At 67.8% G+C, this 23,885-nt stretch carries 25 protein-coding genes; 6 read left to right on the top strand and 19 right to left on the bottom strand.

Features of this window, described 5'->3' with window-relative positions; genetic code table 11:
* The 4 genes from ASF54_RS15435 to ASF54_RS15420 all read left to right on the top strand — a co-directional run.
* Positions 1-1,325 (top strand): branched-chain amino acid ABC transporter permease (locus ASF54_RS15435; RefSeq protein ID WP_084816344.1); only part of this gene is annotated, 1,325 nt, incomplete at its 5' end.
* Positions 1,326-1,337: 12 nt separating this feature from the next.
* Positions 1,338-2,324, top strand: coding sequence for a branched-chain amino acid ABC transporter permease (locus ASF54_RS15430; RefSeq protein WP_055965080.1), 987 nt, complete (start codon positions 1,338-1,340; stop codon positions 2,322-2,324).
* The gene (locus tag ASF54_RS15425; RefSeq protein WP_084816343.1) at positions 2,317-3,348 is read left to right on the top strand and encodes an ABC transporter ATP-binding protein; all 1,032 of its coding nucleotides are present in this window, start codon (positions 2,317-2,319) and stop codon (positions 3,346-3,348) included. The genes ASF54_RS15430 and ASF54_RS15425 overlap by 8 nt, the downstream gene beginning before the upstream one ends.
* A gap of 59 nt (positions 3,349-3,407) precedes the next feature.
* Positions 3,408-4,130 (top strand): ABC transporter ATP-binding protein, encoded by a 723-nt coding sequence (locus ASF54_RS15420; RefSeq protein ID WP_370275166.1) that lies wholly within the window; start codon positions 3,408-3,410, stop codon positions 4,128-4,130.
* 340 nt (positions 4,131-4,470) lie between these two features.
* On the opposite strand, the gene ASF54_RS15415 is transcribed toward ASF54_RS15420, so the two are convergent.
* From ASF54_RS15415 to groES, 3 genes are all read right to left on the bottom strand, one after another.
* The gene (locus ASF54_RS15415; protein WP_055965076.1) at positions 4,471-5,802 is read right to left on the bottom strand and encodes an ABC transporter substrate-binding protein; all 1,332 of its coding nucleotides are present in this window, start codon (positions 5,800-5,802) and stop codon (positions 4,471-4,473) included.
* A 111-nt stretch (positions 5,803-5,913) separates the two neighbouring features.
* Positions 5,914-6,915 (bottom strand): EamA family transporter RarD, encoded by a 1,002-nt coding sequence (gene rarD / locus ASF54_RS15410; RefSeq protein ID WP_055965073.1) that lies wholly within the window; start codon positions 6,913-6,915, stop codon positions 5,914-5,916.
* A 125-nt stretch (positions 6,916-7,040) separates the two neighbouring features.
* Positions 7,041-7,337, bottom strand: a complete 297-nt coding sequence (groES, locus tag ASF54_RS15405) for a co-chaperone GroES (RefSeq protein WP_055965070.1) — start codon at positions 7,335-7,337, stop codon at positions 7,041-7,043.
* Between the two features lie 137 nt (positions 7,338-7,474).
* On the opposite strand from groES, the gene ASF54_RS15400 reads away from it, so the two are divergent.
* Positions 7,475-8,689: a class I SAM-dependent methyltransferase gene (locus ASF54_RS15400; RefSeq protein ID WP_055965067.1), complete on the top strand. Its 1,215-nt coding sequence runs from the start codon at positions 7,475-7,477 to the stop codon at positions 8,687-8,689.
* A 95-nt stretch (positions 8,690-8,784) separates the two neighbouring features.
* Here the strand turns inward: ASF54_RS15400 and ASF54_RS15395 are convergent, their stop codons facing one another.
* From ASF54_RS15395 to glmS, 10 genes are all read right to left on the bottom strand, one after another.
* A complete protein-coding gene (locus ASF54_RS15395) occupies positions 8,785-8,976 on the bottom strand; it encodes a hypothetical protein (protein WP_055965064.1) in 192 nt (63 codons plus the stop codon).
* Positions 8,973-9,554 carry a DUF4190 domain-containing protein gene (locus tag ASF54_RS16975; protein ID WP_055965061.1) on the bottom strand — a complete coding sequence of 194 codons (582 nt, stop codon included), beginning with the start codon at positions 9,552-9,554 and terminating at the stop codon, positions 8,973-8,975. The genes ASF54_RS15395 and ASF54_RS16975 overlap by 4 nt, the downstream gene beginning before the upstream one ends.
* A gap of 290 nt (positions 9,555-9,844) precedes the next feature.
* A complete protein-coding gene (gene tsaD, locus ASF54_RS15385; RefSeq protein WP_055965058.1) occupies positions 9,845-10,903 on the bottom strand; it encodes a tRNA (adenosine(37)-N6)-threonylcarbamoyltransferase complex transferase subunit TsaD in 1,059 nt (352 codons plus the stop codon).
* Positions 10,900-11,370, bottom strand: a complete 471-nt coding sequence (rimI, locus tag ASF54_RS15380; RefSeq protein WP_235481102.1) for a ribosomal protein S18-alanine N-acetyltransferase — start codon at positions 11,368-11,370, stop codon at positions 10,900-10,902. The genes tsaD and rimI overlap by 4 nt, the downstream gene beginning before the upstream one ends.
* Positions 11,367-12,098: a tRNA (adenosine(37)-N6)-threonylcarbamoyltransferase complex dimerization subunit type 1 TsaB gene (gene tsaB / locus ASF54_RS15375; protein ID WP_055965052.1), complete on the bottom strand. Its 732-nt coding sequence runs from the start codon at positions 12,096-12,098 to the stop codon at positions 11,367-11,369. The genes rimI and tsaB overlap by 4 nt, the downstream gene beginning before the upstream one ends.
* Before the next feature lie 227 nt (positions 12,099-12,325).
* Positions 12,326-12,856 (bottom strand): tRNA (adenosine(37)-N6)-threonylcarbamoyltransferase complex ATPase subunit type 1 TsaE, encoded by a 531-nt coding sequence (tsaE, locus tag ASF54_RS15370; protein ID WP_268761024.1) that lies wholly within the window; start codon positions 12,854-12,856, stop codon positions 12,326-12,328.
* A complete protein-coding gene (gene alr / locus ASF54_RS15365; protein ID WP_055965049.1) occupies positions 12,853-14,031 on the bottom strand; it encodes an alanine racemase in 1,179 nt (392 codons plus the stop codon). Before alr (ASF54_RS15365) ends, tsaE begins: the two co-directional genes overlap by 4 nt.
* Positions 14,028-15,131: an alanine racemase gene (gene alr / locus ASF54_RS15360; protein WP_055965046.1), complete on the bottom strand. Its 1,104-nt coding sequence runs from the start codon at positions 15,129-15,131 to the stop codon at positions 14,028-14,030. Before alr (ASF54_RS15360) ends, alr (ASF54_RS15365) begins: the two co-directional genes overlap by 4 nt.
* Entirely contained in the window at positions 15,131-15,523 is a 393-nt protein-coding gene (locus ASF54_RS15355) for a holo-ACP synthase (protein WP_233572915.1), read from the bottom strand. The genes alr (ASF54_RS15360) and ASF54_RS15355 overlap by 1 nt, the downstream gene beginning before the upstream one ends.
* A 3-nt stretch (positions 15,524-15,526) precedes the next feature.
* Complete coding sequence (glmS, locus tag ASF54_RS15350; protein ID WP_055965044.1) at positions 15,527-17,374, bottom strand: glutamine--fructose-6-phosphate transaminase (isomerizing); 1,848 nt, start codon at positions 17,372-17,374, stop codon at positions 15,527-15,529.
* 65 nt (positions 17,375-17,439) lie between these two features.
* On the opposite strand from glmS, the gene coaA reads away from it, so the two are divergent.
* Positions 17,440-18,390: a type I pantothenate kinase gene (gene coaA / locus ASF54_RS15345; protein WP_055965469.1), complete on the top strand. Its 951-nt coding sequence runs from the start codon at positions 17,440-17,442 to the stop codon at positions 18,388-18,390.
* Between the two features lie 30 nt (positions 18,391-18,420).
* Here coaA and glmM read toward each other — a convergent pair whose 3' ends face one another.
* The 6 genes from glmM to ASF54_RS15315 form a co-directional block, all read right to left on the bottom strand.
* Complete coding sequence (glmM, locus tag ASF54_RS15340) at positions 18,421-19,791, bottom strand: phosphoglucosamine mutase (RefSeq protein WP_055965041.1); 1,371 nt, start codon at positions 19,789-19,791, stop codon at positions 18,421-18,423.
* 19 nt (positions 19,792-19,810) lie between these two features.
* Complete coding sequence (gene rpsI, locus ASF54_RS15335) at positions 19,811-20,296, bottom strand: 30S ribosomal protein S9 (protein ID WP_055965039.1); 486 nt, start codon at positions 20,294-20,296, stop codon at positions 19,811-19,813.
* A gap of 29 nt (positions 20,297-20,325) precedes the next feature.
* Complete coding sequence (rplM, locus tag ASF54_RS15330) at positions 20,326-20,772, bottom strand: 50S ribosomal protein L13 (RefSeq protein WP_055965036.1); 447 nt, start codon at positions 20,770-20,772, stop codon at positions 20,326-20,328.
* A gap of 185 nt (positions 20,773-20,957) precedes the next feature.
* Positions 20,958-21,836, bottom strand: a complete 879-nt coding sequence (locus ASF54_RS15325; protein ID WP_233572916.1) for a tRNA pseudouridine synthase A — start codon at positions 21,834-21,836, stop codon at positions 20,958-20,960.
* Positions 21,837-22,044: 208 nt separating this feature from the next.
* A complete protein-coding gene (gene rplQ, locus ASF54_RS15320) occupies positions 22,045-22,641 on the bottom strand; it encodes a 50S ribosomal protein L17 (protein ID WP_055965034.1) in 597 nt (198 codons plus the stop codon).
* A 51-nt stretch (positions 22,642-22,692) separates the two neighbouring features.
* Positions 22,693-23,685, bottom strand: coding sequence for a DNA-directed RNA polymerase subunit alpha (locus ASF54_RS15315; protein WP_055965031.1), 993 nt, complete (start codon positions 23,683-23,685; stop codon positions 22,693-22,695).
* Between the last annotated feature and the right edge of the window lie 200 nt (positions 23,686-23,885).

Below are 23,885 nucleotides of genomic sequence, written 5' to 3'. Positions count from 1 at the left end.
CCCGCCACTCGCTGGTCGTCGTGGCATCACTGCTGATGCTCGGGCTGCTGGCCAGCCTCGCCTCGCTCGTGCTCGCGCCGACCTCGGCGCAGGCGGCGACCACGACCTGTGTGGCCGACGCGACGACCGCGTGCATCCAGGGCACGCTGAAGACCAGCGACGGCAAGCCCGCCGAGGGCGTCACCATCTCGGCGAAGCCCGAGTCGGGCGATGCCCTCACCGGCACGACGAATGCGGTCGGCCGCTGGGTGATTCCGGCCAAGACGGCGGGCACCTACACCGTGTCGCTCGACGAGTCGACCCTGCCGAGCGGGCAGTTCCTGGCGAACGCCGGCACGAACGACCGCAAGGTCCAGGTGAGTCTCGGCTCGTCGGCCGGAACGCTCTTCCAGCTGACGACCACGAAGGGCGCAACGATCGACAACGCCGCGACCAACGACGTCACCTGGCAGCGCTTCGCCCAGCAGGCGGTCTCCGGGATCCGGCTCGGCCTCCTTCTGGCCCTCGCTGCCATCGGCCTCTCGCTGGTCTACGGCACCACCGGCCTCCAGAGCTTCGCCCACGGCGAGCAGGTGACGCTCGGCGGGTTGCTCGCCTACACGTTCGCGAACGTGCTGGGGCTCAACCTCATCCTCGCCGCGGTCGTCACGGTGGTGATCTCGGCGGCCACCGGGTTCTTCCAAGACGCCCTGATCTGGAAGCCGCTGCGCAAGAAGCGGCTCAGCCTGACGCAGCTCATGATCGTCACCATCGGTCTCTCGATCGCCCTGCAGTACGCGTTCCAGTACTTCTACGGCGCGGCCACGGTGCGCATCTCGACCGCCAACCCCCAGACGGTGACGATCGGCGGCGTGACGCTGACCATCCAGTCGTACGTCGCAATGGGCATCTCGATCGTCGTGCTCGCCGGCGCCGGCTTCTTCCTCCTGAAGACCCGCACCGGCCGTGCCACCCGCGCGGTCTCGGACAACCCGTCGCTCGCCGCCGCCTCCGGCATCGACGTCGACCGGATCATCCGCCTCGTGTGGACTGTCGCCGCCGGTCTCGCCGGCCTCTCGGGCGTCATGCTCGGCCTCGTGTTGAACGGGGTGAACTGGCAGACCGGTCTGCAGATCCTTCTGCTGATCTTCGCCGCGGTGACCCTCGGCGGCCTCGGCACGGCGTTCGGCGCCCTGGTCGGTTCCATGATCGTCGGCATCATCGTTGAGCTCACGAACCTCGTGCTCCCCGGTGACTTCAAGTACGCGACGGCCCTCCTCATCCTCATCCTCATCCTGCTGTTCCGGCCGCAGGGCATCTTCGGCCGCCGCGAGCGCATCGGTTAAGGGAGACAACTCATGGACTACATCGTCAATCTCTTCCAATCCCTGACCGTCCAGGCGCTCGCGCCGACGACGGCCGCCTTCGCCATCGCGGCGATCGGCCTCAACGTGCACTTCGGTTTCGCGGGTCTGCTCAACATCGGTCAGGCGGCGTTCCTGCTGCTGGGCGCCTACGGCTTCGCCATCGCGGTCGAGCGGGGTCTGCCGATCTTCGCGGCCGTCCTGGTCGCCATGCTCTGCGCGCTCGTCTTCGCGTTCATCCTCGGTCTACCGACGCTCAAACTGCGGGGCGACTATCTCGCGATAGTCACGATCTCGGCCGCCGAGATCATCCGGATGGTCGGCCGCTCGAGCATCCTCACCGATCTCACCGGCGGATCGAACGGCATCACCGGCAACTCGTACAACGGCGCCTTCACCGCCCTCTCGCCCCTGCCGAACGGCACGACCACCATCTTGTGGTTCACGTACGACAACAACGGCGTCAACGGCTGGTGGATCCGCATCGTCGGCTGGAGCCTCGTCGCCCTCTTCCTCCTGCTGATCTGGGCTCTCGCCCGCAGCCCGTGGGGTCGCCTGCTCAAGGGCATCCGCGAAGACGAAGACGCAGTTCGCAGCCTGGGCAAGAACGTCTACAGCTACAAGCTGCAGGCGCTGGTGCTCGGCGGTGTGATCGGCGCGATCGCCGGAATCATCTACGTGCTGCCGTCGTCGGTGCAGCCGGACGGCCTCGGTCGTTCGACGACGTTCTTCATCTACACGGCGCTGCTACTGGGTGGCGCGGCGACCGTCTTCGGCCCCGTGCTCGGCGCGATCCTGTTCTTCGTCATGCGTCTGCTCATCCAGACGCTGGCGCAGGATTTCATCCCCGACTCGATCATGGGAGCCCAGCAGACCGTGCAGTTCTCGTACGTTCTCGTCGGAATCGCACTTATGTGCCTGATCATCTTCAGACCACAGGGAATCCTGGGTAATAAGAGGGAGCTGTCGTTCAGTGTCTGAGACCACAACCAACCTGAAGCCCGGTTACGACTACGACCGCGTCGAACTTCGCAAGAAGCTCGCGACCGTCTCCGAACAACCAGGATCCGCCAAACCGAACCCGATCCTCACCGTCGACAATGTGATCCGCAAATTCGGGGGCATGACGGCCGTCGATGTGCAGCACGTCGAGGTGCAGCGCGGCGCCATCACCGCGCTGATCGGCCCGAACGGCGCCGGTAAGACCACGTTCTTCAACCTCCTCACCGGTTTCGACAAGCCGAACTCGGCTCCGTCGCTCACCAACCGGGGCGAGGGCACCGCCCGCTGGGTCTTCGACGGCAAGGCGATGGGCGCGGTCGGCGCGGCGAAGGTCGCCAAGAGCGGCATGGTGCGCACGTTTCAGCTGACCAAGGCGCTTTCGCGCCTGACGGTGATGCAGAACATGCTCCTCGGAGCGCGCGACCAGCCGGGCGAGAACTTCTTCATCGCGATCGTCAAGCCGCTCTGGAAGAAGCGCGAGGCCGAGATCGAGGCGAAGGCCGAAGACCTGCTGCAGCGCTTCAAGCTCTACGAGAAGAAGGACGACTACGCGGGCAGCCTCTCGGGCGGCCAGCGCAAGCTCCTCGAGATGGCTCGGGCGCTCATGAGCGACCCCGAGATGATCATGCTCGACGAGCCCATGGCCGGCGTGAACCCCGCGCTGACGCAGTCGCTGCTCGGGCACATCCAGAGCCTCCGCGACGAGGGCACCACCGTCCTCTTCGTCGAGCACGACATGCACATGGTTCGGCACATCTCGGACTGGGTCATCGTCATGGCCGAGGGCAAGATCGTCGCCGAGGGGCCCGCCGACACGGTGATGGACAACCAGGCCGTGATCGACGCCTACCTCGGCGCCCACCACGACACCGACCTCGGTGACGACTCCCTCCTCACCGACGACTCACTCGAAGAGCTCGAGGCCGAGGTCAAAGAAGAGGACGCCGCCCGGGCCGAGACCGAGCACGGCGCAGACGGCAAGGCATCGGAAGGCAAAGCATGAGCATCCTCGACACCAGCACCCACAAGGGCACGGAGAAGTTCGCCGGCCAGGAGCCGATCATGCGCGCTGAGCACCTCGTCGCCGGCTACCTCCCAGGCGTCAACATCCTGAACGACTGCGACCTCGTCTGCTATCCGGGCGAGCTCATCGGCATCATCGGGCCGAACGGCGCGGGAAAGTCGACGCTGCTCAAGGCGCTGTTCGGCGGCGTCAAGATCCACTCCGGGTCGGTCACGCTTGCGGGCCGCGACATCACCAATCTGAAGGCCAACAAGCTGGTCCAGGCCGGTGTCGGGTTCGTTCCGCAGACGAACAATGTCTTCCCGTCGCTGACCATCGTCGAGAACCTCCAGATGGGCATGTTCCTCCGCCCGAAGAAGTTCGAGGAGCGCCTCGACGTCATCTTCGATCTCTTCCCCGTGCTCCGAGACCGTCGCGACCAGCGCGCCGGCTCGCTGTCGGGTGGCGAGCGTCAGAGTGTCGCGATGGCACGAGCCCTGATGATGGACCCGAAGGTGCTGCTGCTCGACGAGCCGAGTGCCGGGCTCTCCCCCGTGCGTCAAGACGAGACCTTCATCCGCACCCGTCGCATCAACAAGGCCGGCGTCTCGGTGATCATGGTCGAGCAGAACGCCCGCCGCTGCCTGCAGATCTGCGACCGCGGCTACGTGCTCGACCAGGGCCGCAACGCCTACTCGGGCACGGGTCGCGAGCTGGCCGACGACCCGAAGGTGATCGAGCTCTACCTCGGCACCCTGGCGAAAGACGTCGACGGCGAGTAACCCCGCCCGCCTGCCCCGAGTGGCGGCATCTGCGACTTCGGCTTCGGCCGGAGCGGCAGATGCCGCCACTCGGCAGTTAAGGCGCCGCGAGGGCTGGCTGAGCGGCGGACCGCAGGATCCTGCCCCCGCCGCTCTGAAACCCCCACGACCGGCACGAACGCTCGCCGATCGGCACGGACGCCGCGGCTAGGCGTGCTGTTCATGCCGGCTGTGCGGGTTTCTGACGGCCAGGCGGGTCTCAGCCAGCCGCGCAGCGCAGCCCGCAGCCGATCCCCGCAGCACACGCCAAAGGGCCCGGCAGGATCGCTCCCGCCGGGCCCTCTGTGTCAGGGGTGGTGAATTACTTCACGTCACCCTGGATGCTGCTCTGGTAAACCGGCTTGTTGTCTTTGTCGAACTTGTAGATGCCGATGTAGGCGCTCGACGGGTCGTTGTTCTCGTTGAACGGTCCGATACCCGAGGGGCCCGTGTACTGGATGTCCGTGCCCGCGTCGAGGAGCTTCTTGCACTCGGCGTAGGTGGTGCACTTCGTACCACCGTCGGCACCCGAGACAGCGGCCATCTTCGACTGGATCGTCGGAGCGTCGGTGCCCTTGCCAGCTTCGGCGGCGAGAGCGGTCAGGATGATCGCGTCGTACGACTCAGCCGCGTACGAGTAGTCGCTGAGCGCCTTGCCGTTGTTCGTCTTGTACCAGGTGTTGAGGCGCTTCTTGAGGCTGTCGTTCGGCTGCGCGCCGGGGATGGTGCCCTGGGCGCCCGCGAGGGTCTTGGCCTTGAAGTCTTTCGAGTAGTCGGCCGTATTGCCGTCCGACATGTAGACGGTCGACAGGTTGGCGCCCTGCGAGACGAGCTCGGGAACGATCGACTTGGTCTCGTCAAAGGCCAGGATGACGATCGCGTCGGGCTTGGCGGCGAGCGCCGCGGTCACCTCGGACGAGAAGGTCGTCTGACCGGGAGGGAACTCCTGGCTCTTGCCCTTGCCGCCGTAGACGACCGAGCCGCCGGCCGCCTCAATGGCGGCCTGGGTCGAATCGCGGAGGCCGGTGCCGTACGAGTCGTTGAAGACGAGGAACGCGACCTTGGCGGCGCCATCGTTGACGATGAGCTGGCCGAGAGCCGAACCCTGGACCGAGTCCGGCGGTGCGGTGCGGTAGTAGTACGACGAGTAGCCCGAGAGAGTCGACGCCGTGTTGGCGGGCGAGATCTCGATGGTGCAGCTGCCGGTGATCTGGTCGACCACGTTCAGCGTGACACTGGACGACTCTGCGCCGAGCACGACGGAGACCTTGGCGGCCTTGAGCTTGGCGGCAGCCGCGCTCGAGACGGTGAGGTCGGTCGAGTCGCCGGAGTCGGTTGCGGTCGAGATCTCGGCGGGCTTGCCGACGACGCCGCCGGCCTTGTTGATGTCTTCGAGAGCGAGCCCGGCGCCGGCGATGGCGGGCGGGCCGAGGTACGCGAGCGAACCTGTGAGCGGCAGCATGGTGCCGATCTTCATCGCGTCAGTGCTCGGGGCCGACGGCTTTTTGCAGCTGGCGGCCGGATCGGCCTTCGTGGTCGACGACGCTGACGACGTGTTGGAAGGCGTTGCCCCTGTCGAGGAACAGCCCACGAGGAGCATGGAGGCTGCCCCCATGACGGCTAGTCCCTTGAGGGCGGTGATGGATCGGATCATCCGTGAACCCTTTCTTGACGGTGGTGATGCGGCCGCGCGATGGTGCGCGGCCCAACCGTGTGAATGGGTTAGAACCTATGTGCAGATTGTTTCGACCGTGTGTTGCGGGCGTCACCTTGCGGTTTCGTTAGCAATTCGTGATGAATCACCTGCGTGCTTCTGCGGTTCGTCGGCGGCGATACCGACTGCGGGCTCGGGTCGACCGCGCCTGGCCGCACGGACGGCGTCGGTGCTGAGCACGACGAGGGCCACCCAGATGAGCGCGAATCCGATCCACCGAGCGGTCGTCATCGGTTCGTGCAGGAGGGCGACGCCGACGATCAGCTGGAGGATGGGGGCGATGTACTGCGTCAACCCCAGCGTCGAAAGGGGTAGCCGCCGTGCCGCGCTCGCAAAGAGCAGCAGCGGAACAGCCGTGATCACGCCCGTGCCGACCACCGCCACGGTCTGCAGCGTGCCCGACGAGCCGAACGCGAGGCCGCCGGTCTGCGAGGTGAAGCCGGTCGCGCTCACGACGATAAGTGCGACGGCAGCGGGCACTGCCAGTGCGAGCGTCTCGATGCTCAGGCCGCTGACCGCGTCGACCCGGCCGCCGACCCTCTTCTTGATCAGACCGTAGAAGCCGAACGAGAACGCCAGGATCAGCGAGATCCACGGGAACCGGCCGTAGCCGATGGCGATTACCAGGATCGCGACGAGTGAGATTCCGACGGCCACCCACTGGAGCACCCGCAGGCGTTCGCGCAGCAGCAGCACGCCCAGCAGCACCGTCACCACCGGATTGATGAAGTAGCCGAGGGCTGCCTCGACGACGTGCCCGGAGAGCGTCGCGAAGATGAAGGTGGTCCAGTTGACGACGATGAACGCCCCGGCGAGCCCTAATGTGCCGGCGATGCTGCGATCGCGCAGAAGGGCGACGAAACGGCCGAACGAGCGCGTGACGGCGAGGAGCACCCCGCAGAAGACGAGAGACCAGAGGATCCGCCACGCCACGATCTCGACGGCGCCTGCGGGCCGCAGAAGCAGGAAGTACACCGGCAGCACACCCCAGAGGCCGTAGGCGATGACCGCGTAGATCAGGCCGGAACGGGCGGTGCCGATGTCGTCTTTCACTGGGAAAGACTATCGACGACCTCCGTCATCGGAGGGGTTCCGGACTGCCACACCCCGGCACGGGAGCGCCAACGACGAAGGGCCCCGTCTCCAGTGAGACGGGGCCCTTCGCAGGGGGCTTCGACCTAGTGGACGATGACCGCCAGCACGTCGCGGGCCGAGAGCACCAGCAGGTCTTCACCCGAGTACTTCACCTCGGTTCCGCCGTACTTCGAGTAGATGACCTTGTCGCCGACGGCGACGTCGAGGGGAACGCGGTTTCCGTTGTCGTCGATGCGACCCGGTCCGACAGCCACGACCTCGCCCTCCTGGGGCTTCTCCTTGGCGGTGTCGGGGATCACGAGGCCGGAAGCAGTGGTCTGCTCGGCGTCGACCTGACGAATGACGATGCGATCTTCGAGCGGCTTGATGTTGACCGACACGGTTGACCTCTTCTTTCTCACAAGCGGCGTGACTCTGGAAATCTCTGGTTGGCACTTCACGCGTGTGAGTGCCAGAACAAACTCTAGAGCGTGGCTGGCACTCGGTCAATCCGAGTGCCAGGTGCGACGATGAACTCATGGAATCCTCCGAGCTCCGCGAGCTCCTCACGCCCGAGGGGCTGCGGCTGCTCGATTCGCTGCCCGCCTTCGACCCGAAAGCGGACGTGGTGTCGCAGGTCGCACGCCTCCGAAAAGCCGGCCACTCCCCCGAGCTCGTCGCCGCGGTGCTCGGCCAGTCGCGGCTGCGCGCCAAGGGTCGTACCAAGTTCGGTGACTTCGCCGAGCGCATGCTCTTCACCGAGGCCGGGCTCGAGCAGGCCACACGCCTCGCGGTCGCCTCCACCCACGCGGGCCGCTTCCGCCGGGCGGGTGTCACCCGGGTGGCCGACCTCGGCTGCGGCATCGGCGGCGACGCCCTGGCGTTCGCGGCGCTCGAGCTGGGAGTGCTGGCCGTCGACCGCGACGAGGTGACCGCGGCCGTCGCGACCTACAACCTCGCCCCGTGGAGCGGCGCCGAGGTGCGGCTGGGTGACGCCGAACAGGTGGATCTGGCGGGGGTGGACGGCGTGTTCCTGGATCCTGCGCGCCGGACGGCCGGCCACGCCAACACGTCACGAATTCAGGATCCGAGTCAGTGGTCTCCGACACTCGACACCGCGTTCGCCTTCGCTTCGCGTTTTCCGACCGGAGTGAAGCTCGGCCCCGGCGTCGACCGCGATCTGCTTCCGAGCGATGCCGAGTGCCAGTGGATCTCGGTCGACCGCTCCGTGGTGGAGGTCGGCGTCTGGTTCGGCGCCCTGGCTCGCCCGGGCGTCGGCCGCGCGGCACTCGTCTTCGGCCCGGACGGGCCCTCCGAGATGACGGCCCCCGGAGACTCGGACGACGTCGACGTGGCGGAGCTGTCGGAGTACGTCTACGAGCCCGACGGCGCCGTGATCCGGGCACGCCTGATCGGCGATCTGGCCCGGACCCTCGACGCTCATACGATCAGCCGCGACATCGCCTACCTGTCGTCGGCGACCGCTCGGGCCACGCCGTTCGCGCAGTGCTTCCGCGTGATCGAAACGTTCCCGCTCGACGAGAAGCGCCTGCGCCAGGAGCTCAAGACGCGCGGCATCGGCCGGGTCGAGATCAAGAAGCGCGGGGTCGACGTCGACCCGGCGGCGTTCCGCAAGAAGCTGCAGCTGAAGGGTGCGAACGAGGCCACACTGATCTTGACGCGAGTTGCGGGCCGACACACGGCGTTGCTCTGCGAGCGCGTGACGGCGGCTGACCTCGGCGCCGGCGCCTAGCTCAGACGCCGCGTGAGATGGCCCGATCTCCCGCCGATCGGCACCACAGCCGCAGATACGGCCATCTCGCGGCGCTGTTGCTCTCGGCGCGGCACTCAGGCCCGGACGACAACCCAGACGAGCAGGGCGACGCACGCCACGACGACGAGCGCCGCCACGGCCAGCGCACCGATCCAGACACCGAGGATGACGCGCGTCGCCGTGGCCGGCAGGGTGCCCGGCGCACCCGGACGCACCCTGGAGCGGAGGGCGAGGAGCAGCCCGAGCCTCCAGAGTGCCGGGATCACGTGTTCGGGTAGGAGGAGGGGTCGAAGTCGCCGTTCGAGTATCCAGCCGAGAAGGCGACGATCACGAGGATGATGATGCCGATCGCGACGACGACGCCTGCGATGCCAAGGATGAGACCGGCCAGCGAGAGTCCCTTGCCGCCCTGGTTGCGCGCCTTGATCTGCCCGCGCGCGATGATCGCCAGGATGATGGCGGCGATGCTCGGCAGCACGACCGGGAAGATCGTGAGCCCAGCGATGCCCGTGATCAGCGACGCGATCGCAAGCCCGTTGGTGGTCGGACGGTCGTAACCGGGCTGGCCGTACGGCTGATACGGGTTCGGCTGCTGCTGGCCATACGCCTGCTGGCCGTACTGCTGCTGGCCGTAAGTCGGCTGCTGACCGTACGCCGGCGGCTGCGCGTTCTGCTGGCCGTAGGTCGGCTGCTGGCCGTACGTCGGCTGCTGGCCGTACGTCGGCTGCTGTCCGCTGGGCTGCTGCCCGTAGGTCGGGTTCGGCTCGTACCTCGGCGGCTGCTGCGAGTCTTTCCGCGCCTGGTCGTCGGCGGAAGGACGGTCGTGTGAGTTGTTGTCGGTCATGGTGACTAGCTCCGGTCTGTGATCGCGGCCGTGGGTCGTTCATCCCCGACAGTACCCGCCGCCAGGCAGAGGGTGGAGGCCCCAAAAGGAGTCTCCGCCACCGCCGACAGCTCCGGTCTGACTCGCCCCGGCCTCACCTGGCCCGATCGTCAACAATTTGAGAGCGATCCGTTCGGCGCCTCCCACAAGCACGGAGAAAAACGGGGCGACGACCAGAAATCACTCTCAAATTGCCGAGACGACCCCGAGCTCCCTAGCCGACCCACACGCACGCACGCACGCACCGGGCGTCAGCTCGCCTGCGCGCTCGTCACCGGCAACGTCGAGTCAGCGCCGAAGCCGAGGGGGCTGGGCGCCCGCCCGCGCGACGCCAGCTCAGCGCCGAGAGCCGCGATCATGGCGCCGTTGTCGGTGCAGAGGGCGAGCGGTGGGATCCTGAGTTCGATTCCCGCCGCAGCGCACCGCTCAGCCGCGACCTGGCGCACGCGCGCGTTGGCGACGACACCGCCGCCGAGCAGAAGGCGCGGCACGCCGAGCTCGGCGCATGCGGCGAGCGCCTTCGTTAGCAGCACGTCGACGACGGCCTCTCGGAAACTGGCGGCGACGTCGGCGGTCGGCACGTCGGATCCTGCGTTCTGAAGCTTTTCGACGTGCCTTGCGACCGCCGTCTTGAGGCCCGAGAACGAGAAGTCGTAGCGGTGCTGAGCCAGGTCTTTCGGCAGGGTGAGCCCGCGTGGAAAGCGGATCGCCTTCGGGTCGCCATCGGCCGCCACCCGATCGATCTGCGGCCCTCCGGGGTAGGGCAGCCCGAGCAGGCGCGCGACCTTGTCGAAGGCCTCGCCGGCAGCGTCATCGATCGTCTCGCCGAGCAGTTCGACGTCGTCGAGCAGGTCGCGCACGTGCAGCAGCGACGTGTGTCCGCCGCTGACCAGCAGTGCGATGGTGGGGAGTTCGATCTCGCTGCCGTCGTCTCGCAGCACATCGGCGCCGACGTGTCCGACGAGGTGGTTGACGGCGTACAGGGGCTTGCCTGCGCCGAGGGCCAGCGCTTTCGCCGCTCCGACGCCGACCATGAGCGCTCCGGCGAGGCCCGGGCCGCTCGTCACCGCGATGGCGTCGAGGTCGCCGAGCGTGACGCCGGCTTCGGCGAGCGCGGCCTCGAGCGTCGGTTGCAGTGCTTCGAGGTGGGCCCTCGCAGCGATCTCGGGCACGACTCCGCCGTAGCGCGCGTGCTCGTCCATCGACGACGCGATGACGTTGGCCAGCAGGGTGCGGCCGCGCACGATGCCGATTCCGGTCTCGTCGCAGCTCGTCTCGATGCCGAGCACGAGGGGTTCGGTGGCGCTCATTCGGCTTGCTCCAGGTCTTTCTTCATCACGAGGGCGTCGACGCCGTCGGGCATGTAATAGCGGGGGCGAACGGCGATCCCCTCGAAGCCGAGCGACTCGTAGAGGGCCTGCGCGCCGGGGTTGTCTACGCGCACCTCGAGGAACGTCTCGCGGGCGCCGCGCTCCACCGCCTCGGCGAGGAGACGGCTCATCAGGCTGCGGGCGATCCCCTGTCGCCGGGCCTCGGGCGCCACCGCGATCGTCTGCACGTCCGACTCCGGTGCGCCCCGAGGCGAGAGCAGCCCGGCGTAGCCGACCACGCTCTCGACCTGCTCGGCGATCAGATAGAAGCCCTGCGGATTCGCCAGCTCGGCAGCCATCAGCTCGGGGCTCCAGGCGTCGTTCACGAACAGCGCCGTCTCGAGCGCCATGATCGCGTCGAGGTCGTCGACCATGGCACGCCGGTAGACCGGTTCAGCGTTCGTCACGAGACCCTCTTGGGCGCGCCCGGAACGGTGACGTCGGGCGAGCGCAGGTAGAGCGGCTCGTCGCGGGCAAACGGACGCCCGGCGGCGAACAGCACCTCGCCGAGCATGCCCAGGGCGGCGGCCGACACGGGAGTGGAGGTCGGGTCGGTTCGCGTCGCCTCAGCGACGAAGGCCGAACCGCAGGATCCGGCGACAGCCTCATCGAGCTCAGCGGGGCGGGCCAGCTCGGGCGCTGCCAGCCGCACTGGCAGCCCGGCGTCGTCGAGTCCGCTGAACGCGCTCCAGTACAGCTCGCGGCGTCGCGCGTCGGTGATCACAAGAAGGGGGGCGGCGGGATCGGGTGCTGCGGGCTCGGGTGCTGCAGTTTCGGTGGCGGCGGGATCGGGTGCTTCGCCGCTGATCGCCAGGGCCAGCCCTCCGAGCCGCTCGAACGCGATGGCGTCGTGGCTGATGAGCGGCAAGCAGGGCTTGCCCGCTCCGAACGCGAATGCTCGCGCGGCCGCGATGCCGACCCGCAGCCCGGTGAAGGGCCCCGGGCCCATGCCTGCGACGACGGCGCTGAGCTCGTCCGGAGCGACGCCAGCCGCATCGAGGCAGAACGCGATCGACTCGCCAATGACCTCGGCGTGGCGGCGCGTATCGAGCTCGGTCACCTCGGCGAGCACGCCGCCGTCGCGGTCGACCACCGCCACCGAGGTTCCTGACGACGTGTCGATGGCGAGAAGCATCTGTCAACTGTATTCGCCCACGATGCGGACAAGGCACCACGGATCCTGATGGTGCCGAGTCCGCATCATGGGCCCGCCCGGCCTCCCCGCACCCCGAGCTGATTCGCGGGTGGCGGCACCTCCTCAGAGACGTTTTGCGCCGCATCAAATTTGATCGCGCGCAAAACGCCTCTAGGGAGGTGCCCACGCCCGCGTCGATGCCCCCGCCCTGCGTAACCTCCGGCCACTCAGCCCAGCGAAACTCCGTGCCAGCGCGGCCCGTGCGCTTCGACGACCACGTGACGCGGCTCGTCCTGCACCTCGGAGGCATCGATCGCGTCAAGGCCTGCATCATCCGCGGCACCAGCACCAGCACCAACACCAGCACCCACGGGCCGCGAGATCTTCACGTCCAGCCACGACGACGCCACGCCGTCGAGCAGCCCGGCACCCCACTCCACGACCACCACCGACGCGTCGTAGTCGATGTCGAGGTCGTCGAGCTCGGCCGCCGAACCCAGGCGATACGCGTCGACGTGCACGAGCGGCACTCCGCCCGCGGTGAGCGACGGGTGAGTCCGCGCGAGCACGAACGTCGGCGAGGCCACCTGACCCCGCACCCCGAGACCGCGGCCGAGACCACGCGCCATCGTCGTCTTCCCGGCTCCGAGCGGCCCGGTCAGCACGAGCAGGTCTCCGGCCCGAAGCAGCCCGGCGAGGCGCAGGCCGAAACCCTCCATGGCGGTTGCATCGGCCACAGGGCCGTCGAACAGGATCACACGTACACCCGTGGCACCCGCGCCCCGATCGAGCAGCACACCTCTTCGCCGATCGTTCCGATGAGGTCGGCCCACTCCCCCACCGTCAGTTCGTTCTGCGAGCCCGAGCCGAACAGCGTGACCTCGTCGCCGACCGACACCTCGTCGTCGCCGACGTCGATCAAGAACTGGTCCATGGCGACCCGGCCCACGATCGGGTACCGCTTGCCGTTGAGCGCGATCGTGACCCCGTGCTGAGCCCGCCGCGAGATGCCGTCGGCGTACCCGACCGGCACGAGAGCGAGCGTCGTGTCTTTCGGAGCGACGAACGTGTAGTCGTACGAGACACCCGTCCCGGCGGCCACGCGCTTCACCCGCGCGACCCGAGCCTGCAGCGTCATCACCGGGGTGAGCCCACGGTCGGAGGCCGAGACGCCATCCGTCACCGGGATCCCATACGTGTTCGACCCCATCCGAACCATGTCGAGCCGCAGTTCGGGGCGCTCCATCCCCGCGCTCGACGCCGTCAGATGCCTCAGTTCGAAACGCGCACCGAGCTCGTGAGCCCGCTCGATCGACTCGGACAGCAGCAGGGCCGAGTCGGTGTCTTCGTCGTCGGAGGCCTCCGCCAGGTGCGAGTACACCCCTCGAAGCTCCAGGATCCCCCGGCCCGCCAGTTCGACAGCGCGCGTCACGACGGCGTCCCAGTCGTTCTGCAGCACTCCGTCGCGGTGCAGGCCGGTGTCGACGTTCAAGTGCACCCGGGCGGGCTCGACCGAGCGCCCCTCGGTGGCGTCGGGCGCGGCAGCCTCGGCGATCGCCTCGACGGCCCGCGCCACCGCGTCGAGCTGCGCGACCGACGACAGCCCCAGGTCGATCTTCTCGGCGACGGCTCGCTCGAAGGTCTCCGACGCGGCGAACTGCCACGCGAAGACGGCGATCTCGGGGCCGATCCCCGAGGCACGCAACTCGTGCGCGTTCTCGAGACTCAAGGATCCGAGCCACGTCACCCCGGCAGCCACGGCCGCCGCCGCGACGTGTGTCACGCCGTGTCCGTATCCGTCCGCCTTCACCACGGCCATTAGCGCGGCCGGCGCTACGAGCTCGCGCAGGCGCGCGACGTTGCTCCGGTAGGCGCCGAGGTCGATGGTCGCGCGTCGCAGCCACGGTGTCTCGGCGGGTGAGACCTCGCTCATCGGTAGCTCCTCGGCAGCCGCGGCGACAATCGCGCCACGACCTCGTAGTTGATGGTTCCCGTCGATTCGGCCCAATCGAATGCGGTGGGGTGCCCGACCGTCGCGTCGCCGAACAGGATCGCCTCGTCGCCGAGGTGCACGGCCGCACCGGCGTCCGTCGGCTCGGGCCCGATGTCGACCGTCATCGAGTTCATGGCGATGCGGCCCACGACGGGTCGCAGTTCGCCGCCGATCAGGGCGAACGCACGGTTGCCCGCGTGCCGCTCGATGCCGTCGGCGTAGCCGAGCGGAAGGAGTGCGAGTCGCGTGTCACGCTCGGCACGCCAGGTGTAGCCGTACGAGGTGCCCTCGCCGGCCGCCACCTCTTTGATGCCGATCACCGGGGCCGACAGGGTCAGTGCCGAGCGGAGGCCGAGGTCGCCGGGTGAACGGTCGGCGAAGGGTGACAGACCGTATGACGCGAGGCCGATGCGCACCATCGTGATCCGCGACGCCCCGTACGACACTGAGGCCGCGGAGGCGGCGAGGTGCTGCAGCGGCGGCGTGATGCCTCGCTCGCCGAGCATGCCGGCGGCGGTGACGAACGACGCCATCTGGTGCCCGTCCTCCTGCGGCGAGGTGTTCGACAGGTGGCTCATGACGCCCTCGACCGTGATGCGGTCGCGGAGTTCGGCCGCCCGGTCGAAGAGCGCCGGCCATTCCGATTCCACCGCGCCGTTGCGACTCAGCCCGGTGTCGAGGCACAGGTGCACGCGGGGCACGCCAGCCGCGACGCAGGCTTCGAGCTGCGCGAGGTCGGAGATGCCCGGGGTGATGTCATGCTGCACGGCGCGCTCGAACGTCTCGCCGGGGGCGTGCAGCCAGGCGAGTATCGGCAGTTGCACCCCGCCGGCACGAAGCGCTGTGGCCTCGTCGAGGTCGACAACACCGAGCCAGTCGACGCCGGCGTCTTCGAAGGCGAGCGCGCACGCGACGGCGCCGTGCCCGTAAGCATTGGCTTTCACGACCGTCATCACCTTGGCGGGAGCGACCGCCGCACGGAGCACCTGGACGTTCTGGCGCAGAGCCGCTGTATCGATCGAGACGAGTGGGCCACGCATCAGCCGTCGGATCCTTGTCGTGTTGTCTGCTCGGCCACCACGAAGGCGGTCGCGATGCCGGCGTCGTGACTGAGCGAGAGGTGGATTTCGTCGGCTCCGCGGGAGGCGGCGAGCGCCGCAGCCCCGCCGCTGAGCTGGAGGGAGGGAGCCCGCTGGTCGTCGGCCCCCACGACCATGTCGTGCCAGAAGACTCCCGCCGAACCGCCGAGCGCCTTGATGAGCGCCTCTTTCGCCGCGAACCGGGCCGCGAGAGACTCGATCGCCCGCGGCTCGCCGTTTCGCACCAGTTCGGAGTCGCTGAAGAGTCGCCACCGCAGTTTCGGGGTCCGCTCGAGCGCACGCCCGAAGCGTGCGACGTCGACCACGTCGACCCCGATCCCGACGATGGCCACCGCTTACTCGACCGTGACGCTCTTGGCCAGGTTGCGGGGCTGGTCGACGTCGAGCCCCTTGGCGGCTGCGAGCTCCATGCCGAAGATGTGCAGGGGCACCACGGCGAGCAGCGACTCGAACAGCGGGGCCGCGAGCGGAATGTGCAGCACCTCGTCGGCGAAGGGCAGCACGGCGGCGTCGCCCTCTTCGGCGATGGCGATGACGCGAGCACCGCGGGCCCGGATCTCTTGGATGTTCGAGACGACCTTGGGGTGCAGCGAGCGCGGGTCGCGGGGCGACGGGACGATCACGAAGACGATCTGGCCCGGCTCGATCAGCGCGATGGGGCCGTGCTTCAGCTCACCGGCCGCGAAGCCCTCGGCGTGGATGTACGCCAGCTCTTTGAGCTTGAGGGCTCCCTCGAGAGCGATGGGGTAGCCGACGTGACGGCCGAGGAAGAGCACGGAGCGGGTATCCGCCATCCAGCCGGCCAGCGTCTTGATCCGCTCACCGGTCTCGAGCACGCGCGAGATCTTCTCCGGGATCGCCTTAAGGTCGTCGACCTGCTCGGCGATCTCGGCGCTCGTCATCGTGCCGCGGATCGTCGCGAGGTGGAGGCCGAGCAGGAACAGCGCGGTGCCCTGGGCGACGAAGGCCTTGGTCGACGCCACCGCGACCTCCGGGCCGGCGTGCGTGTAGATGACGGCGTCGCTCTCGCGCGGGATCGTCGCGCCCTGGGTATTGCAGATCGACAGCACCTGGGCGCCCTGCTCGCGGGCGTACTTGACGGCCATCAGGGTGTCCATCGTCTCGCCGGACTGGCTGATCGAGACGACGAGGGTCTGCGCGTCGAGCACGGGGTCGCGGTAGCGGAATTCGTGCGCGAGCTCGACCTCAACGGGGAGGCGCGACCACTGCTCGATGGCGTACTTGCCGAGGATCCCGGCATACGCCGCAGTACCGCACGCGATGATGATCAAACGGTTCACGGTCAGCAGGCGGTCTTTGATCGCGTCGAGGTCGTCGAGGTGAACGGCGCCGTCGACGGCGCGTCCGAGCAGCGTGTTCGCCACGGCTTCGGGCTCTTCGCTGATCTCTTTCGCCATGAAGCTCGACCAGCCGCCCTTTTCGGCCGCCTTGGCGTCCCAGGTGATCTCGAACTCGCTCGCTTCGACGGGGTTGCCCTCGAAGTCGATGACGTTGACGGCCTCGGACGAGATCGTCACGATCTGGTCTTGCCCGATCGCCATGGCGCGGTGAGTGAACTCGACGAACGCGGCCACGTCGGAGCCGAGGAAGTTCTCGCCGTCGCCGAGCCCGATCACGAGCGGCGAGTTGCGGCGGGCACCGACGACGACGCCGGGCTGGTCGGCGTGCACGACGAGGAGCGTGAACGCGCCCTCGAGCCGCTGCACGACCGCGCGGAGAGCCTCGGTGAGGTCGCCCGAACGGCGGTACTCCCGGGCGACGAGGTGCGCCGCGACCTCGGAGTCGGTCTCGCTGGCGAACTGGACACCCTCGAGCAGCAGCTCTTCTTTCAGCTCGGAGAAATTCTCGATGATCCCGTTGTGGATCAACGCGAGCCGGCCCCCGTCGGAGAGATGCGGGTGCGCGTTCTCATCGGTCGGGCCGCCGTGGGTGGCCCAGCGCGTGTGCCCGATTCCGGTGGTGCCGTCTCGGAGCGGAGCCGCCTCGAGGTCGTCCACCAGCATCTGCAGCTTGCCGGCTTTCTTGCGCATGCCGAGCTCTCCGTCGGCGTCGACGATGGCGATTCCTGCCGAGTCGTACCCGCGGTACTCAAGCCGCTTCAATCCGCCGAGAAGTACCTCGACGCTCTTGTCCGTTCCGACGTAACCCACGATGCCACACATGCGAGCCAGCCTATTCGACCGTGCCCGTGCACCTCGTCCGCCTCGCGATGGATAGCCTGTACCGCATGGCCGATGCGACCACCGCCGCTCCTCCCACCCATCCCACGCCGTTTGTCGAGATCGACCGTGCGGACTGGGCTGCCCTCGCGCCCGTGGCGAAGAATCCGCTGACAGAGACGGAGCTCGTGCAGCTCCGGGGGCTCGGTGACCGGCTCGATCTGCAGGAGGTCAGCGACGTCTACGTTCCGCTGAGCCGCCTGCTCAACCTCTACGCCGGCGGTGCGCGCAACCTGCACCGGGCCACCAGCGACTTCCTCGGCGAGCGCGCGCAGCGCACCCCCTTCGTCATCGGGGTCGCCGGCTCCGTCGCCGTCGGCAAGTCGACGGTCGCGCGCCTGCTCCGCGAACTGCTGTCGCGGTGGAGCGACACCCCCCGCGTCGAGCTGATCACCACCGACGGGTTCCTCTACCCCAACGCCGAGCTCGAGCGCCGCGGCATCATGGACCGCAAGGGCTTCCCGGAGTCGTACGACCGCCGCGCACTCCTGAAGTTCGTGACCAACGTTAAGAGCGGGGCCGAAGAGGTGCGGGCGCCGTTCTACTCGCACATCGAGTACGACATCGTGCCGGGGGCCGAGGTGGTCGTCCGCCGCCCCGACATCCTCATCGTCGAGGGCCTCAACGTGCTCCAGCCGCCGATCGGCGGTCGCCTCGCGCTCTCCGACCTGTTCGACTTCACGGTCTACGTCGACGCTCGCACGCACGACATCGAGAACTGGTTCGTCGAACGCTTCCGATCACTGCGCGAGGGCGCGTTCAGCCAGGAAGACTCGTTCTTCCACCGGTTCGCGGCCATCCCCGAGGCGGAGGCCCTCGAATTCGCACGCCAGGTGTGGCGCAGCGTCAACGAGCCGAACCTCAAGCAGAACGTTCAGCCGACGAGATCTCGTGCGACACTCGTGCTCCGCAAGGGCGCCGACCACAAGGTGTCGAGCGTGCTCCTGCGCAAGATCTGACGACAGAACCGAAGGATCCGGCGGCACGCCCTACGCGGCCGCAGTAGCCAGGCGCTCCCGCACGACCTCCGCGAGCGAGTGCGCGATCCGGTCGGCGTCGTCTTGGGATGCCGCCTCGACCATCACGCGCACGAGCTGCTCGGTGCCGGACGGGCGCAGCAGCACGCGTCCGGAGTCGCCGAGTTCGCGCTCCGCGGCCACGACGGCCTCGTCGATGACCTCGTCGCCGGTGAGGCGGGTCCGGTCGACGCCGCGCACGTTGATGAGAATCTGCGGGAACACGGTCATGACCGAGGCCAGCTCGGCGAGTGACTTGCCGGTGCGAGCCATCTCGGCCACGATCGAGAGCCCGGTCAGGATCCCGTCACCCGTCGTCGCGTGATCGGCGAACACGATATGCCCCGACTGCTCGCCGCCGAGGTTGTAGCCGTGCTCGTTCATCGCCTCGAGCACGTAGCGGTCGCCCACTCCGGTCTCGACCATCGCAATGCCGTTGGCGGCCATGGCGCGTTTCAGACCCAGGTTCGACATGACCGTCGCGACGAGCGTGTCGTGAACGAGGTCGCCGCGCTCTTTCATCGCGACGGCGAGGATCGCCATGATCTGGTCACCGTCGACCACGTTGCCGTCGGCGTCGACCGCGAGGCAGCGATCGGCGTCGCCGTCGTGCGCGATGCCGACGTCGGCCCCGTGCTCGAGGACTGCGGCCGCCAGGTTGTCGAGGTGGGTGGAGCCCACACCGTCGTTGATGTTCATGCCGTCAGGGTCTGCCCCGATGACGGTGACTTTGGCGCCCAAATCGTGGAAGACCTCGGGCGAGACGCCGGCTGCGGCGCCGTGGGCGCAGTCAAGCACGACGTGGATGCCGTCGAGCCGGTTCTTCACAGCTCCGAGCAGATGCACGACGTAGCGGTCTTCGGCGTCCGCGAAGCGGCGGATCCTGCCCACGTCGCCACCCACCGGCATCAGCCGCGGGGCGTCCATGGTCGCTTCGATCCGGTCTTCGACCTCGTCGGGAAGCTTGGTGCCTCCGAACGCGAAGAACTTGATGCCGTTGTCGGGTGCGGGATTGTGCGAGGCACTGATCATCACACCGAAATCGGCCCTCGCGTCGTCGACGAGGAACGCCGCGGCTGGGGTGGTGATCACTCCGGCGTCGAGCACGTCGACGCCCGAGGAAGCAAGGCCGGCAGCAACCGCAGCGGCCAAGAATTCGCCCGAGACACGGGGATCACGCGCGAGGACGGCCGTGGGGCGGCGGCCCTCCGCGCGGCGGGCATCGGCGTGATGCCCGCGAGTGAGCACGACCGCGCTCGCCTGGGCAAGACCCAGGGCGAGCGCGGCCGTCAGCTCACGGTTGGCAAGGCCCCGAACTCCGTCGGTTCCGAAAAGTCGCGTCATCGCGAAGCCTCGCCAGGTGTTAGCGCTTGGAGAACTGAGGAGCCTTACGGGCCTTCTTGAGACCAGCCTTCTTGCGCTCCTTGACGCGAGCGTCGCGGCTGAGGAAGCCCGCCTTCTTCAGCTCGGCGCGGTTGTTCTCTTCGTCGATCTCGTTCAGCGTGCGGCTGATGCCGAGGCGGAGGGCGCCGGCCTGACCCGAGGGGCCACCACCGGAGATCTTCGCGACGACGTCGTACGAGCCGAGCAGGTCGAGGACCTTGAACGGGTCGTTGATCAGCTGCTGGTGCAGCTTGTTGGGGAAGTACTCCTCGAGCGTACGGCCGTTGACGGTGATGACACCGGTGCCGGGCGTGAGGCGCACGCGGGCGATGGCCTGCTTGCGACGACCGACGGCGCCGCCGCCGACGGTGAGGACGGGGCGAGGGGCGGCCGCGGCAACCGGGGCTGCGCTCTCGGTCGTGAAGCTCTCGGGGGTGGATTCGATGGAATCGGCGATGCTTGCCACTGTAGGGATCCTTAAGTCTTCAGCGGTCGCTACTGGGCGACCTGGTCGAGGGTGTACACCGTGGGCTTCTGAGCGGCGTGAGGGTGCTCAGGGCCCGCGTACACCTTCAGCTTCGAGATCTGGGCACGGCCCAGCGAGTTCTTCGGCAGCATGCCGCGGATCGCCTTCTCGACGGCGCGAGTCGGGTGCTTCTCGAGCATCTCGGCGTAGGTCTGAGCGCGGAGGCCGCCCGGGTAACCCGAGTGGCGGTAGGCGAGCTTCGTCTGAAGCTTGGAGCCGGTCAGTGCGACCTTCTCGGCGTTGATGACGATGACGAAGTCGCCCATGTCCATGTGCGGAGCAAAGGTCGGCTTGTGCTTGCCGCGGAGGAGTGCGGCGACGTGGCTGGCGAGACGGCCGAGAACGATGTCGTTCGCGTCGATGATCAGCCACTCCGGCTGAACATCAGCCGGCTTGGGGGAGAAAGTGCGCGTCACAGTAGTGCTGCTTTCTGGTCGAGGTGAGAGGTTCGTGAATCCCGCTCCGTTGCCATTCACTCGCGATGCGAGACGAATGAGTCAGGTGGAGGGCTCAACTTCGGGTGAAGCGCGCAGTTGCGCAGACACCAAGGGGTTACGTTACAGGATCCGACAACACCCGGCAAGCGAACCGGTCGCGTCCGTCACATGGCCTCGCGCTTCGAGCGGGTGAGGGCCGCTCGCGAGGCGAACTCCGCTTCGTCGGGGTAGGCGACGTGCATCAGAGTGAGGCCGTTGGCCGCGGCGACCTTGAACTGGCCCTTGCGGGCGCGGGAGTCTCGGATCCTGACCACGTCGTCGACCTCCAGGCGGCCCTCGCCGACGGCGAGCGTCGCACCGACCAGCGACCGCACCATGCTGTGGCAGAAGGCGTCGGCTCGCACGCGGGCGACGAGGATCCCATCCGGGTCGCGTCGCCAGTGGAATGCCTCCAGTGTGCGGATGGTCGTCGCGCCATCGCGCTGCTGACAGTACGCCGCCCAGTCTTCCAAGCCGAGGAGCGAGAGGGCTGCTGCGTTCATCCGGTCGACGTCGACCGTCGCGTCGAACCACAGTGTGTCGAGGCGGCGGATCGGATGTCGGGGGCCTGAGAGATCCGACACCCGGTACTCGTATTCGCGCCAGAGGGCCGAGTAGCGCGCGTCGAAGGTGCGGGGCACGATCGTGGCGTCCGTGACGTGGAGGTCGCCCTCCGCGCCCGCCAGACCGTTGATCCGTCGACCGAGTCGCATGGCAGGCGGATACGGGGGGTACTTCGTGCGGTTGCGATGCGCCACCGACAGAAAGGCGAACTGCTCAGGTGTGAGATCGAGGTGCACGACCTGGCCGATGGCGTGGACACCCGTGTCGGTGCGACCGGCCACGATCAGTCGAGGCGCCGGCAGGTAGCGCTGGAGCGTGATCTCGAGAGCCCGGGTGAGCTCGCCCTCGACCGTGCGGAGGCCCGGCTGGGTGCTCCAGCCATTGAAGGCGGTCCCGTCGTAAGAGACGTCGAGGCGGATCCTTGTCATCTCGTCGCTCACGGTCGACGAGTCTACCGACCTGCCGCCCCTCCGAATTTGAAGGAGATTCTCGTCACACCGGGCCCGGATCGGCATGTTCTCGTCGCCGCCGGCGGGTTTTTCCTTCGAATTTGCAAGCCGGGTGGCGCTGGAGACGGCAGGGGCGCGAGACGGCAGAAGGCCCACCCTCCTGAGGAGGGTGGGCCTTCTGGGTGGTGCGAGTTGCTAGTTACTTCTTGGCCTCGTCGGCAGCGGCGTCGTCGGCCGGAGCCTCGTCGCTGAAGGCGGCCTCGGCGTCAGCCTCGGTCGTCTCGGCGGCGTTATCGGCGTCGGGAGCCTCGGTCGTGGCCTCGATGATCGCCTCGTCGGAGGTGGTCAGCTCTTCAGCCGGCTCCTCCAGCAGGGCCTCGGTCGAGGCGGGAGCGGCAGCAGCAGCCTTCGACGACGACTTCTTGGTCTTCGGGGTCACGGGCTCGAGAACGAGCTCGATCTGCACCATCGACGCGTTGTCGCCCTTGCGGAAGCCGAGCTTCGTGATGCGGGTGTAGCCGCCCTCACGCAGCTCGACCAGCGGCGCGACCTCGGAGAACAGGACGTGCGTGGTCTCTTTGTTGCGGAGGATGCTCAGCACGCGACGACGCGAGTGCAGGTCACCGCGCTTGGCGAAGGTGACGAGACGCTCGGCGACGGGGCGGAGGCGCTTGGCCTTCGTCTCGGTCGTCTTGATGCTCTTGTACGTGAACAGCTGGCCGGCCATGTTGGCGAGGAGAAGACGCTCGTGAGCGGGTCCGCCTCCGAGGCGGGCACCCTTGGTGGGCTTTGGCATGGTGGATTCCTAAAGGTGTGTAAGTGGATACGGCGAGAAGAGCCAGGAGACCTAGTTGGTCTCCTCCTCGTCGTAGCCGCTGTAGAAGTGAGCGCCGTCGAAACCGGGCACGGTGTCTTTCAGCGAGAGGCCGAGCTCGACGAGCTTGTCCTTCACCTCATCGACCGACTTCTGTCCGAAGTTACGGATGTTCATGAGCTGCGTCTCCGAGAGAGCGACCAGTTCGGAAACCGTGTTGATGCCCTCGCGCTTGAGGCAGTTGTAGCTGCGCACGGAGAGGTCGAGGTCTTCGATCGGCGTCTGGAGCTCCGACGAGAGGACGGCGTCGACCGGCGCGGGGCCGATCTCGATGCCCTCGGCCGCGTTGTTGAGCTCGCGAGCGAGTCCGAACAGCTCGGTCAGCGTGCGGCCGGCCGAAGCGATGGCGTCGCGCGGGCTGATCGCGGGCTTGGTCTCGACGTCGACGACCAGGCGGTCGAAGTCGGTGCGCTCACCGGCACGAGTCGCCTCGACGCGGTAGGTCACCTTGAGGACGGGCGAGTAGATCGAGTCGATCGGGATCTGACCGGCCTCGGAGAACTCCGAGCGGTTCTGCACGGCCGACACGTAGCCACGGCCACGCTCGATCGTGAGCTCGAGCTCGAACTTCGCCTTGTCGTTCAGCGTCGCGATAACCAGGTCGGGGTTGTGCACCTCGACACCGGCGGGAACCGAGATGTCGGCGGCGGTGACCTGACCGGCGCCCTGCTTGCGCAGGTAGGCCGTGATCGGCTCGTCGTGCTCGCTCGCGACGACCAGGCTCTTGATGTTCAGGATGATCTCGGTGACGTCTTCTTTCACACCGGGAACAGTCGTGAACTCGTGAAGCACGCCGTCGATGCGGATGCTGGTGACAGCTGCTCCGGGGATCGACGAAAGGAGGGTGCGACGCATCGAGTTGCCGAGCGTGTAGCCGAAGCCAGGCTCGAGGGGCTCGATCACGAAGCGGGAGCGGAACTCCGAGATGTTCTCCTCGGTGAGAGTGGGGCGCTGTGCAATGAGCACTGTGGATTCCTTTCGGCGAAGAGTCCGCTATATGACTCTTGGCGGTACGACTGGTGGCTGTCAGTCGGTCTGTTGAGTTGTGAAGCACCTCGGCGACCGGACGCGAGCGGCGTCGGAGCCGGGTGACGAGAGAACGAGCGGAACGCCGCGACCCCGGAGCCCCCGCGAGGAGGGCACCGGAGGCACGGCGAAACGGCTAA

The organism is Frondihabitans sp. Leaf304 (assembly GCF_001423105.1).
GTDB lineage: Bacteria > Actinomycetota > Actinomycetes > Actinomycetales > Microbacteriaceae > Frondihabitans.
Note: the sequence above shows the minus strand (reverse complement) of the source record. Positions and strands in the feature narration are given on the sequence as shown.